A 12,844-nucleotide genomic window follows, 5' to 3' on the forward strand; every position below is an offset into this window, starting at 1 on the left:
CAGCGGCCGAGCCGAGGGCACCGGCCGAGCCGAGGGCACCGGCCGAGCCGAGGGCACCGGCCGGGCGGGCGTGACGGCCGTGCCCCGCGCTCAGCCGGGCGAGTGCCAGGGGCGCCTTTCGTACGCCGTACCTAATGGAATTGCTCGTGGAAGATGACCTCGTCCAAGGGGCGGCGGCGGGGCTGGGACCAGCGGCCTTTCGCGGGGTAGCCGAGCGGGATCAAGGCCATCGTCATCGCCGTGTCGGGGAGGTTGAGCAGGCGGCGGACCTCGGGCTCGTGGGCGGTGTGCAGCGTTGTCAGGGTGGCGCCGATGCCGTAGGCGCGGGCGGCCAGGATCAGGTGCTGGACGGCGCCGTAGATGCTGGAGCCCAGGCGGGGGTTGGTGGACTTGGCGGCGCCCAGGAGGACCGGGAAGATCCAGACGGGGGCCTCCTCCAGGTGGGTGGCGAGGTGGTCGGCGGCTCGGTAGGTCGCGGCGGACATGCCGTCTCCGGCGGCGAGGATCTGGTCCTTGCGGGAGGCGTAGGTCTTCGTCCAGGAGTCGCGGTACAGGTCGGCGATCTTTGACTTCGTGGTCGCGTCGCGGACCACGATCCAGGCCCAGCGCTGGCTGTTGCCGCCGCTCGGGCCTCGGATGGCGGCGTCCAGCAGGGCGCGGATCACGTCGTCGTCGATGGGGGTCGGGGATAAGTAACGGCGCGACGGCGTGGTGTGCAGCGCCTCCAGCAACTCGGTCATGGATGAACTTTAATGGCTCATGGCCTACCTCAAGAGCGTGCCATTCGATTGTGTGGATGCGCTGGTCGTGGGGCGGTTCTGGGCGGCCGCGCTCGGCGGGGAGCCGGAGGAGGACTCGACGCCGGAGAAGGCGTTCGTGGAGGCGCCGGGGTGGGGCGGGCCGAACCGGTGGTCGTTCTGCGCCGGAAGCCTTTACCCGGGGGCGGGGCGGCCGATATTCGGGGCGCCTAGGAGGAGGGAGTACGCCCATGTCGCAACGCGCCATGCCGGCTCGCCGGGACAAGTGGCGGCCGGTCGATCGGATCTATGACGGGATCCTCGAGCGGTGCGTCGACGAGGCCGAGCGGGGGGCGCGCCGGGACGGGACCGCCGAGCTGATGGCCGGCGGGGTGGTCATCGCGGTGCTGGCGGTGGGGATTCTCGTGGTGGTGCAGTCGGCGGCCGCCGCGCTGGTGGTGTGCGGGGTGCTGGCGGCGGGGCTGTTCTGGTTCATCGTGGGTACGGCGCAGCACGAGGACACCGATCGGCGCGGCGTGCTCGCGGAGATCGGTGGTGCGGGGATGTTGCCCGCGGGATATCTGGTGCATCCGCTCGCGTGGAAGGCCGGGATGGCCGAGTATGTGGCGCACGTGCCGGAGTCGCAGTTGAAGGCCGGGGCGGAGATGTGCCACGTGTTCCCCGGCACGGTCGGTGACCTCATCACCTTTGTCGGAAATATCGCGATTCATGTGCCTTTGCCGCATCAGGCCACGCCGGAGGATGTGGAGAAGCGCGGCAAGGCGCTGGTGAAGATCGGGCTGCCGATTCTCAAGAAGCACGTGAAGACGGTGCCGGCGCTGCCGAAGGCCTGACGGCCGGGCGGCTGGCGAAGCCGGGCAGACGGGCGGCTGGCGGACGGGCGGCTGGCGAAGCCGGGCGGACGGGCGGCTGGCGAAGCCGGGCGGACGGGCGGCTGGCGAAGCCGGGCGGACGGGCGGCGCACGTGGCCGGCCGGCAGGGCCAGAACCGGGCGCCAGGCGGAGGCGCGGCCTCAGCGCGACTTACGCGGCCAGCGCGGCATACCTGCCCGCTGCAGACAGCAGCGTCGCGTGGGTGCCCGCCTCCAGGACGCGGCCGTGGTCGAGGACCACGATCTGGTCGGCGTCGCGGACCGTCGACAAGCGGTGCGCGATCGTCACCGTCGTGCGGCCGCGGGACAGCGTGTCGAACGCCTGCTGCACGGCCCGCTCGGTCTCCGTGTCCAAGGCGCTGGTCGCCTCGTCCAGCACCAGGATGCGCGGATCGCGCAGCAGCGTGCGGGCGATCGCGATCCGCTGTTTCTCGCCACCCGAGAACCGGTGGCCGCGGGAGCCGACCATCGTGTCGTAGCCGTCGGGCAGGGCGGCGACCATGTCGTGGATGCGCGCGGCGCGGGCGGCGTCCTCGATCTCCTCGTCGGTGGCGTCGGGCTTGGCGTAGCGCAGATTCTCGCGGACGGTCGTGTGCAGCAGATACGTCTCCTGCGAGACCACGCCGACGATGCCGGCCAGGTCGCCCAGCGACAGCTCGCGGATGTCGACGCCGTCGATGGTCACGCGGCCGGCGGTCGGGTCGTGCAGGCGGGCGATCAGGCCAGCGATCGTGCTCTTGCCCGACCCCGTCTCCCCCACCAGGGCCAGCGACGTGCCGGCGGGGACGTCCAGGGTCACTCCGGCGACGGCGGCCGACGGGCTCCCGGCGTACGCGAAAGTGACGTCCTCCAGGCGCAGGTGGCCCTTGGGGGCGTCGAGGCGTACGGGGGAAGGGGGTTCGGTGATCTCGACGGGCAGGTCGAGGTATTCGAAGATGCGGGCGAACAGGGCCAGCGACGTGGTCAGCGACACGCCCACGTTGAGCAGGCCGAGCAGCGGCCGGAACAGGCCCGCCTGCAGCGCGGTGAACGCGACCAGCGTGCCGATGGTCATGCCGCCGGAGGTCGCGGGCAGGCCGGCGGCCAGGTAGATGATCGCGGGGATGGCCGCGAACATGACGCTCATCGAGGCCATCCGCCAGCGGCCGGCCAGTTCGGAGCGCAGCTCGAGGTCGATCAGGCGTTTCGACGAGTCGGTGAAGCGGGTGATCAGCGCGGGCGCGGTGCCCATCGTCTTGCTGAGCTGGACGCCGCCGATGGACAGGCCCTCCTCGATGGTGACGTTGAGGTCGGCGAGCTCGCGCTGGCGGCGGGCGGTGAGCTCGCGGCGCATGCGGGCGACGCGCCGGGTCAGCCAGATCGACGGCGGCAGCACGACGACCGTGACCAGGGACAGCCGCCAGCTCAGGGCGGCCATCGAGACGGCGGTGGCGACGACCGTCGTCAGGTTGGCGGCAATCGAGGTGGCCGTCGAGGTGACCACGGACTCCATGCCGCCGATGTCGTTGGTGATGCGGGACTGCACCTCGCCGGTGCGGGTGCGGGTGAAGAAGCCGATCGACTGACGCTGCAGGTGGGTGAACACGTCGGTGCGCAGGCGGTGCATGACGCGCTGGCCGACGTCGGTGGAGATCCAGGTCTGCAGGACGCCGAGCACGGATGTCACGGCGGCGACGGCCACCATGCCGAGCACGAGCCAGATCAGCAGGCGCACGTCGGCGCGGGGTAACGCCTTGTCGATGACGCCGCGCAGCAGGAACGGGGAGGCCGTGCTGATGATCGACGAGGCCACGATGATCAGAACGACGGCGGCCAGGCGGCCGCGATGCTCGGTGAAGAGGCTGCCGATACGGCGCAGCGAGACGCTTTTGGCCTGCGCTTTCTCGGCGGCGGACGGGGTTCTTCCGGTAGGCCTTGGCAAAGGCTCATCCTTAGGTCGCGATGACAAGATTTGATGAGGTTACCTCAACATGAGGGAGCAACGCTAGTTGCTGGTACGGTATTCCTTGTGCGCGACGACGACACCCTGTCCGAGGCGTTCTGGGCGGTCGCCCGCCGCCTTCGCCACCGCACCAAGGCTTCTCTCGAGCCGTGGGACATCTCGCCCTCGCTCGCGCGCGCGATGGGCGTCCTGTCGCGGCACGGCGACGTGCGGCTCAGCGTGCTGGCCGACCACCTGCACATCGTGCCGCGCTCGGCCACCGAGGTGGTCGACGATCTGGAGCGGCTGGGGTTCGCCGAGCGCGGTCCCGATCCGACCGACCGGCGCGCGGTGCTGGTGGGCCTGACCCCGGCGGGCATCGAGACCAGCCGGGCCATTCAGGCGGCGCGGCAGCAGGAGAGCGAGCGGTTCTTCGCCGAGCTCAGCGACGCGGATCGGAGCGAGCTGGTGCGCCTTCTCGGAAAGCTGCGCGAAGCCTGACGCCCAGACGCTGGCCGGGCACCTCGATGTAGCGCTGGGTCAGCGAGCAGACCCCGACGACCAGGATCCCGTACGCCGTCGCGCTGAGTACGTCCGGGATGCCGTGCCCGAACAGCGGCGCGGCGAGTTCGAGCAGCACCCAGTGCACGAGGTAGACCGAATAGCTCAGCACTCCGAGGCGTACGAGGAACCGGGGTGTTTTGCGATGCCGGGTGAGCATGCCGATCAAGAAGGCGCCGCCGAAGACCAGCAGCGTGATGACCGAGCGCGCCACGTATTTCGGGGTGAGCGCGTCCAGCGAGACCAGCTCACCGAACCAGTTACGCAGCAGCGCGACGGACACCAGCCCGCCGACCAGCACGACGGGCCGCCAGCTGGTGATCCCGCGGTCGGCGCGGTAGATGACGGTGCCGGTGAACATGACGGCGAGGATGAGCAGGCCGTCCCACTTGTGCGCGGGATCCTCGTTGATCACAGGCAGGGTCAGGGCGAGCGCGCCGAGCAGCACTCCCCCGGCCATGCGCACGGCGCCGCGCCCGCCGATCACCGCGGTCAGGCCGGCGATCAGCAGCACCACCACGACGACGGTGGCGGTGGAGGCATCGAGCATACGGGCCGGCAGCGGGGCGAGCACCATCCCGGCGACGGCGAACCCACCGGCCATCCAGGGCGCGCCGTTGCGGACACGCAGCGTGAACAAGCACGTGACGAGAAGGTAGAAGACCATCTCGAAGGTGAGCGTCCAGAACAGCGGGGTGATCAGCGGTACGCCGAGCAGGAACGGCAGCATGCTCGCGTGGGCGATACCGGTGGTGACCGGATGTGCGGTCACGAACGGGTCGAGCGAGACCCGGCCGGTTACGCCGAGTACGACGACGGCCACCGCGACCACCAGGTACAGCGGGACCAGCCGGAACAGCCGGCTGATCCAGAACGCGCGCAGGTCGCCGTGCCGCTCCAGCGAGGCCGGGATGATGTACCCGCTGACCAGGAAGAACAACATGACCCCGGCGGGTCCGGCGTTGAGCCAGTCGCCGGAGACCGCGCGGACGCCCTCGAACACGAACCGGCTCAGGTGCGCGTACACGACAAGCAGGACGGCGACTCCGCGCAGGGCGTCCAGCCAGTCCATTCGAGACGTCGCCGCCGCGGTGGCCGGAGTGGCCGGTGCGACGGCGACGGAAGACACCCGGGAAGGATAGCCCGCTCAGTTACGCCACGTATCGTTCGTCGTGGCCGGGCAGGTGGCCGTCCGGTTGGCGCCCGACTCCCAGACCACCGTGGAGCCGTTCTTCTTCACGTACTTGTACTCGACGGTCGTGCCGGCCGGCAGCGTGACGGCACCGCGCCACACCGGGTAACCGGCCGACGACAGGGCGAGACCACCGCCGGTGTTCCAGTTGCTCAGTTCGGGCCGGTTGCCGAGGACGTAGACGTTCTCGCCCCAGACCGTGGTGACGGTGGCCGCGAAGGTGATCGCGCAGGTGCCGGAGCTGGCGACGCGGGCATTGATGTGCAACGCGAGCATCCCGTTGGCCGGAACGGTGGCGCTGAACTGGCCGCTTCCATCGACCACGTACGCCGTACCGGAGCAACTACCGTTCGTCACGTCGCCGTTCGCCACGTCGCAATAGGTGCCCGCCGGCAGCGACGTCTGGAAGGTGCGGCTCAGCGATCCACCGCGATTGAAGACGACGTACGCGTTGGCACCGCGCCCGAACGCGATCTGACCGCCGCCGTTCGACCACCAGTTGCTCAGATTCGTCCCGTACGCGGCATTGTGGAGCGCGACCAGATTCGCGGTGGTGCGCCAGCGGTGCTCGCAGGCCCAGCCGTTGCCGCAGGTCACCGCGGTGGTGATGCCGTTCGAGGCGGTCGGCGGCCCGGCGTCGGCGTTGCTGAACGTGAAGCTCGACATCACCGACGGTGTCCCGTACGGATAGGCGAGCATGAACGCCTCGGCGAGCGCGTACGGGGTCCCGTTCTGGTAGTTGAGTTTCGCCCGCCCGTTGCGCTGCGTGTCGTGGTTGTCGATGAACGCGACCGCGTCGCCGCCGGACAGCAGCATCTGGCCGGGCAGGTTCTGCAGGCCGGCCAGGTTGCCGTCCCGGAACGCGTTGCCGACCACGTCGCCGTAGCGGAACTCGGTGACGTCGCCGATTCCCGTGTACTCGCTCGGGCTGATCTCGCCGGGGCCGCCCTCGATGACCTCCTGGAAGATGTACGGCGAGCCGGTGAGCTGCGCGTAGATGGCCTGCAGGTCGCCCGCCGGCAGGTGCTTGGCGGCGTCCACCCGGAAACCGTCGACGCCCAGGCCACGGAGATCGTTGAGGTAGGAGACGATCTTCCCGCGTACGTAATTGGTGTCGGTGGCCAGATCGGAGAGGTCGACGAGCTCGCAGTTCTGCACCTCCCAGCGGTCGGTCCAGTTGGCGATGTCGTCGTTGCCGTTACGCCCGCAGTGATGAAAATCGTTGCTACCGTACGGAACCGCCGGATAGGCATAGTGACTGTACGTGGACCCGGCCGTCCCGTTGCCGGTCGAGGCGCCGCCGGCCATGTGGTTGATCACCGCGTCCACGTAGATCTTCACGCCGGCCGCGTGGCACGTGCTGACCATGGCGGCGAACGCGTTCCGGTCACCGCGCCGGGAGACGATCTGGTAGCTGACCGGCTGATAGTCCTGCCACCACGGGTAGCCCTGGCCCGGCAGCACGACGTGCTCCTGCGGCGGCGAGACCTGCACGCCGCCGAAGCCCTTCGGGCCGAGCACGTTCGTGCATTCGCTGGCGATCGAGGCCCAGGGCCATGCGAAGAGGTGCACGATGACGTCGCGGGGGCCGGGGCTGGCGTCGGCCTTGGCCTGCGCTTTCTGCGGTACGCCGAGGGCCAGGGCCAGCAGGGCGACCAGGGTGGGGTACGCCCACATGCGTCTGCGTCTCATCTGTTCTCCTTCTGGGGGTTCGGAGAATGCGAGAGGTGCGGGGACGGATGAGACGGGACGCTAGCAAGTCGTTGCAGCGTTTGGAAGAGGTTTCATAGATGTCGATAGATTCGCTGTATCGGGATCGGGCGCGGCGGGCCGGTGGGTCGTGGTACGCGCTGGTTACCGATCTTTCCCGGCCGCTTGTGGACAGCGCCGCCGGTTACGTGGATCGGCCGCTTGTGGACAACGGCGCCGATCACGTGGTCGAGGGCTACAGTGTGCAGAAGCTCGCGGTGGCCGTGGCGGTGCTGGAGAAGGTCGACCGCGGCGAGCTCAGTCTCGGGCAGCTGGTTGCGCTGACCGCGGACGACATCCTCGGTGGCAGCGGCATCTACTTCCTGCAGGGCGTGTGGGGCGACCAGCTCACGCTGGCCAATGTGCTCACCGCCATGCTTCTGGTTTCCGACAACACTTCGGTACGCCTGTGCGGGCGCCTGGTTCCGGCCGCCGAGATCAACGAGATCCTGGCCGCGAAGGGGTTCACGCGCACGCGGGTGGAGCCGGTGGCCGATCCGCACCGGTTCCGGATGGGCACGACCACGCCGCGGGAGACCGTCGAGCTGCTGCGGCGGCTGGTGGAGGGGACGCTGCTGTCTCCCGCGTCGTCGGCGTTCATGGTGCGGGTGCTGCGCTGGGTCAACGGGTATACCGACGGCGTGCGGCGGGTGATGTCGTCGGCGGAGCGCGCGCGGGTCGCGACCAAGCACGGCGCCGACTTCAACGCGGCAGGCGCGGCGCGGCACGAGGCCGGCGTGGTCTTCGGCCGGGACGGCGCACCCCGGATCACGTACGCTCTTTTCGCCGACGGGTTGGGTGAGGTCGAGAACTACGGCGCGACGCACCCGGCGGTGGAGGCGCACGCCGCGCTGGGCAGGGCCATGATGGACGCCGTCGACGAGTGACGGCCGGGGCCAGGCACGGCGTCGGCGGCGGACCGGTGGGCTGCCGCCCGTTGCGCTGCTGAAGTGGTCGGGCTGAGCTGCCAAGGCGGCGGTCGTGCCGGCCACCGGTGGGCTGCCGCCCGTTGCGCTGCTGAAGTGGTCGGGCTGAGCTGCCAAGGCGGCGGTTGTGCCAGCCACCGGTGGACTGCCGCCCGTTGCGCTCCGGAAGTGGTCGGACTGAGCTGCCATGGCGGCGGTTGTGCCAGCCTCCGGTGGGCTGCCGCCCGTTGCGCTCCGGAAGTGGTCGGGCTGAGCTGCCATGGCGGCGGTTGTGCCAGCCCCCGGTGGGCTGCCGCCCGTTGCGCTGTCTGACAAAACAGCATAAAGCGCATTTTGTCGTGCATGAGGCCGGGCGAGGCCCAGCCCTTTGCCGCTCGCACATCGCGAATGTCTCAGTATCCGACCAAGACGTCCCACATTATGGACGATCATCTAATTAGGACAGCTGTTTCGACCTGAATTATACCTTTTGCGACCCCTGCTTTTCGGCCAATTTCGAGACCTTGGAGAGTTACGCCCACATACGAGCCATAACTCTCCAAGGTCTCGAAAAATCGGCCGCGCGCCCCCCGCAGTGAGATGACCGCGCCCATCGGCGCCCCCGCCACCATCGAAACGTTGAATGGGTTCAAAGGCGACAAAATTACTCTCGATTGTCGTCACCTGGTCCCGAAGCCGCCGCGATCATGAGGCAACCGCAGGTGACCAGCCCCGACGACCGGCGGCCTGACTTGCCGACTCACCACGCTTGCCGACCCACCACACTTGCCGACTCACCACACTTGCCGACTCACCACACTTGCCGACTCACCACGCCGCCGCCGCGTTTGCCGGCTTCACCCTGCCGCCGCCCTTGCCGCCGCCGCGGTTGCCGGCTTCACGCCGCCGCCGCCCTTGCCGGCGCCGCCGGATGGGTTGTGGGCGGGGCCGTCAACGCTCCGTGAATAGGCGCATGTCACAGGCGGTTTCCTCGAAGAGCATCATCTGCTTGGGTGAGTGCGTGAGTGACACGTCGAACACCGACCTGCAGGGCAGCACCCTCTGGACCCGCAGGGTGTCGACGCCGCTGCGCAGCTTTCTGAACACCGAGGCGGGCAGCGCCGGTGTGCTGATCGTCGCGATCCTCGCGGCGCTGGTCTGGGCGAACGTGGCCGGCGAGTCGTACGAGCGGTTCTGGCACACGGAGCTGTCGATCACGCTCGGCGACATGCACATCGGGCTCACGCTGCGGGAATGGGTCAACAGCGGGCTGATGACGCTGTTCTTCCTGGTCGTGGGGCTGGAGGCGCGGCGCGAGTTTGATCTTGGTGATCTGCGGGACCGGCGGCGGTTCGTGCTGCCGGCCGCGGCCGGGATCGCTGGGATGATCTTGCCGGTTGGGATCTTCCTGGCGATCAACCACGGCGGGCCGGGGCTGACCGGGTGGGGCGTGGCGATGTCCACCGACACCGCGCTCGCGCTCGGCCTGCTGGCGCTGGTCGGGCGGCGGGTGCCGGACCAGGCGCGGCTGTTCCTGGTAACCGTGTCGGTGGTCGACGACGTGGTCGCGCTGATCGTGATCGCGGTCGCCTACACCGAGAAGATCTCGGTGATGCCGCTGGTCATCGCGCTTCTGCTGTACGCCTTCACGTTCCTCATGGTGCGTTTCGGCGTGAGCAGCGGGTACGCGTACGTGCCGTTTGGAATTGCGATCTGGTTCGCGATGCTGGAAAGCGGCATCGACCCGGTCGTCGCCGGTCTGGCGCTGGGGCTGACCGCGGCCGCGTACACGCCGGTGCGCGGCGCGCTAGAGCAGGCCACCGAACTGTTCCGCTCGTTCCGGGAGCAGCCGACCCCCGAGCTCGCGCGGTTCGCCCAGGTCAGCCTGGTGCAGACGCTGTCACCCAACGACCGGCTGCAGCGCATCTACACGGGGTGGGCGAGCTACCTTATCGTGCCGCTGTTCGGCCTGGCCAACGCCGGTATCACGATCGACATGGACTTCCTCGCGCGGGCGGTGACCTCACCGATCACAATCGGCGTCTTCCTGGCGTACGTGGTCGGCAAGCCGATCGCGGTGGCGGGCGTGTCCGCGCTGGTCGAGAAGGTGAGCCACGGCCGGATCCGGGCGGCGGTGGGCTGGGCGTCGGTGCTGGGCAGCGGAACCATCGCCGGCATGGGATTCACGGTGTCGTTCCTGATCGCGAACCTCGCCTTCACCGGGCCGGAGCTGGCCGAGGCGAAACTGGGCGTGCTCGCCGCGATCGTGGCGTCCGCGCTGATCACCTGGGTGGTGTTCCGGGTGGCGTTCATGCTGAACCCGGCCCGCAGCGCGGTGGCCCTGCTCGGCGACGTGGACCAGCTCACCGACCTGATCCCCGAGGTCGACTACGAACGCGACCACGTACGCGGGCCGGAAAACGCCTCGGTGACCGTGGTCGAGTACGGCGACTTCCAATGCCCGTACTGCGGCAAGGCCGAGAAGGAGGTCCGCGAGCTGCTCACCGACGTCGACATCCGGTTCGTCTGGCGGCACCTGCCGCTCACCGACGTGCACCCGCAGGCGCAGATGGCCGCGCAGGCCGCCGAGGCGGCCGGCGCGCAGGGCAAATTCTGGGAGATGCACGACGTGCTGTTGCGCAACCAGGCCCATCTGCGGGTGACGGACCTGCTCCGGTACGCCACGAGGATCGGCCTGGACGCGGACACGTTCCACACCGACATGCTGGCGGCGCGCGCCTCCGAACGGGTGTCCGACGACGTGGAGTCGGCCGACCTCAGCGGCGTCTCCGGCACGCCGACGTTCTTCATCAACGGGCGTCGCCACTACGGCCGGTACGACGTGGCCACCCTGCAGGAGGAGATCCGCACGGCCCGGAAGCGCGCGAAGATCGCCGCCGCCCGCACCCCGGCGTAGTACCCGGCTTACCCCAGCGCCTCGTAGCACCGGGCGGTGACTTCGGCTTCGGCTCGGTGGTCCGTCGTCCACGGGTCTTCGTCCCAGAGGTAACTCTGCCGGACGTAACGGACCCGCATGCCGACCCGCAGCAGGTTGCGCGTCGACGAGTTCACCCGGCCTCCGAGGGCTTCGTGGGTCTCCGCGACGACCCGGCGGCAGCCGAGCTCACGTGCCTTGCCGATGCGCGCGGCGATCAGGGCGGACTGGGCGCCCCGCCGCCGATGGGTCGGTGCCGTCACGGCCGAGTTCAACGCGGCGATGCCGTCGTGCACGAACAGATGGGCAGCCGCGACGATGGTGTCGCCGTCCCAGGCGGCGTACGGGAAGAACTGGGGGTGCGAGACGGAGGCCGCGACGAGGCCGAGGCTGCCTTCGTGCGGCATGCCGAAACCGTCGAGTACCAGGGCGGCCCACGCTTCGGCGTGATCCGCGGTGAGCGGCCCGATCCGCAGATCCGTGATACCCGAAGGCCGGAGGCTTTCGATCGGCGCGACGAGCTTGGCCCTCCGGTCGCCGGGGCGCAGACCGCGGGCGAGCCGGATCTCCTCCCAGTCGACCGGCAGCGCGTCCGGCGCGAACTGCAGCATGGCGTGCGGGGTCGCCTCGGCCCGGTACACGTCCAGGATCGCATCGATCAAGCGCGCCGTGACCGGTCCGTCGAAGCCGAGCGCTTTGCTCCAGTAGCGGCTCGGGTCGGTGCGAGCGGACAGCACGACACCACCGTCGAGGCGCCGTGCGGTGAGCCCGAGGATCTCGCGGTCCGACGGAGGCGCCCCGGCCGCGTACTGAAAAAGCCATTCGGCCTCGACCGCCTCCGCCGATGCCGTCGATAGGAATTCCACACAAGGCACACGTCGCGCGAGGTCCCAAATTCTCCGCAATGATGTGTGCCCGCTCACCGATGACCTTTCGGCATTCACCGGCGTGATGGCATTGCACGGAAATTCGAATGGTTTGTGGCCTCGGCACACGCTAACTTGGCGTCTCGATGACCTCGGCAAACCATTCTTCCCTCGTACGGCGCGGTTTCCTCGCCATCACCGTCGCCGGCCTGCTCTGGGGTACGACCGGAATGGTGCTCCAATTCGTCCGGCGATCGAGCGAGCTGAGCCCGGTGAGCGTCTGCTTCTATCGCATGGCCATCGCGGCGCTCGTGCTGCTGGTGGCAACGCGGCGGCAGCTCGGCCCGGTGCTCACCGCGGCGCGCTCGCAACCATGGCGAATCGTCGTCGTCGGGCTCGGCGTCAGTGCGTTCCAGGCGCTGTACTTCGTTGCCGTCGCCTGGGGTGGAGTGGCCGTGGCCACCGTGGTCGGCCTCGGCGTGCCGCCGGTCGCGCTGGCGGGATGGGAGGCGATCCGAGCTCGCCGTTTGCCGCCACGTGCCACGCTGTGCGGCGTCCTGGCAGCGGTCGCCGGCCTGGCGCTGGTCAGCGGCCTCGGCGCGTCGCCCGCCGGCACCGCACCCCGACCCTTTCTCGGCGTGGCGGCAGCCGTCGGCGGTGGTTTGGCATTCGCGATCACCTCGGTGCTGAGCCGCCGAGTCATGCGCGAAATAGATTCGATGCTGCTCACCACGGCGTCCACCGCGATCGCGGCCGTGACCCTGCTCCCGGTCGCGCTCCTGAGCGGCGGATTCGCCGTCCCCACCGGCTTCGCCACCGACGGAATGCTGCTGTACATGGGCGTTTTCGCGACCGCCTTGGCGTATGTGCTCTACAACGGCGGCCTCCGCACCACAACGGGCAGCACCGCCGCGGTTCTCACGCTGGCCGAGCCACTGGCCGCCACGCTGCTCGCCGTGGCGGTCCTCGGCGAGCGCCTCTCCCCCGCGTCGATGGCCGGCGTGCTTCTGCTGCTCGGCGCGGTCGCGCTCGCGCACCTGTTCCCGGCCCCGGAGCCCGTCGGCTGAGCACTATCGCCAGCGTTGG

At 69.4% G+C, this 12,844-nt stretch carries 10 protein-coding genes; 5 read left to right on the plus strand and 5 right to left on the minus strand.

What is annotated here, in order from left to right:
* Nucleotides 1–131 precede the first annotated feature (131 nt).
* Nucleotides 132–740 (minus strand): nitroreductase family protein, encoded by a 609-nt coding sequence (locus HH310_RS11105; protein ID WP_169175400.1) that lies wholly within the window; start codon nt 738–740, stop codon nt 132–134.
* Between the two features lie 248 nt (nt 741–988).
* On the opposite strand from HH310_RS11105, the gene HH310_RS11110 reads away from it, so the two are divergent.
* On the plus strand, nt 989–1,591 hold the full coding sequence (locus HH310_RS11110) for a hypothetical protein (protein ID WP_169175401.1): 603 nt from the start codon (nt 989–991) through the stop codon (nt 1,589–1,591).
* A gap of 189 nt (nt 1,592–1,780) precedes the next feature.
* Here the strand turns inward: HH310_RS11110 and HH310_RS11115 are convergent, their stop codons facing one another.
* A complete protein-coding gene (locus tag HH310_RS11115; RefSeq protein WP_169175402.1) occupies nt 1,781–3,550 on the minus strand; it encodes an ABC transporter ATP-binding protein in 1,770 nt (589 codons plus the stop codon).
* 87 nt (nt 3,551–3,637) lie between these two features.
* Here HH310_RS11115 and HH310_RS11120 point away from each other — a divergent pair, with 87 nt between their 5' ends.
* Nucleotides 3,638–4,051: a MarR family transcriptional regulator gene (locus HH310_RS11120; RefSeq protein WP_312033965.1), complete on the plus strand. Its 414-nt coding sequence runs from the start codon at nt 3,638–3,640 to the stop codon at nt 4,049–4,051.
* Here HH310_RS11120 and HH310_RS11125 read toward each other — a convergent pair.
* Together HH310_RS11125 and HH310_RS11130 are read right to left on the minus strand one after the other, a co-directional pair.
* Complete coding sequence (locus tag HH310_RS11125; RefSeq protein ID WP_169175404.1) at nt 3,993–5,240, minus strand: acyltransferase; 1,248 nt, start codon at nt 5,238–5,240, stop codon at nt 3,993–3,995. The genes HH310_RS11120 and HH310_RS11125 overlap by 59 nt on opposite strands.
* Before the next feature lie 18 nt (nt 5,241–5,258).
* A complete protein-coding gene (locus tag HH310_RS11130; protein ID WP_169175405.1) occupies nt 5,259–6,995 on the minus strand; it encodes a carbohydrate-binding module family 20 domain-containing protein in 1,737 nt (578 codons plus the stop codon).
* Between the two features lie 98 nt (nt 6,996–7,093).
* Between HH310_RS11130 and HH310_RS11135 the strand changes: the two genes are divergently transcribed.
* Nucleotides 7,094–7,939: a serine hydrolase gene (locus HH310_RS11135; protein ID WP_169175406.1), complete on the plus strand. Its 846-nt coding sequence runs from the start codon at nt 7,094–7,096 to the stop codon at nt 7,937–7,939.
* A gap of 1,039 nt (nt 7,940–8,978) precedes the next feature.
* The gene (nhaA, locus tag HH310_RS11140; RefSeq protein WP_312033966.1) at nt 8,979–10,874 is read left to right on the plus strand and encodes a Na+/H+ antiporter NhaA; all 1,896 of its coding nucleotides are present in this window, start codon (nt 8,979–8,981) and stop codon (nt 10,872–10,874) included.
* An 8-nt stretch (nt 10,875–10,882) separates the two neighbouring features.
* On the opposite strand, the gene HH310_RS45300 is transcribed toward nhaA, so the two are convergent.
* Nucleotides 10,883–11,758 carry a GNAT family N-acetyltransferase gene (locus HH310_RS45300; RefSeq protein ID WP_169175408.1) on the minus strand — a complete coding sequence of 292 codons (876 nt, stop codon included), beginning with the start codon at nt 11,756–11,758 and terminating at the stop codon, nt 10,883–10,885.
* A gap of 146 nt (nt 11,759–11,904) precedes the next feature.
* Between HH310_RS45300 and HH310_RS11150 the strand changes: the two genes are divergently transcribed.
* Complete coding sequence (locus tag HH310_RS11150; protein WP_169175409.1) at nt 11,905–12,825, plus strand: DMT family transporter; 921 nt, start codon at nt 11,905–11,907, stop codon at nt 12,823–12,825.
* Nucleotides 12,826–12,844: the final 19 nt, after the last annotated feature.

The organism is Actinoplanes sp. TBRC 11911, assembly GCF_012933445.1.
GTDB lineage: Bacteria > Actinomycetota > Actinomycetes > Mycobacteriales > Micromonosporaceae > Actinoplanes.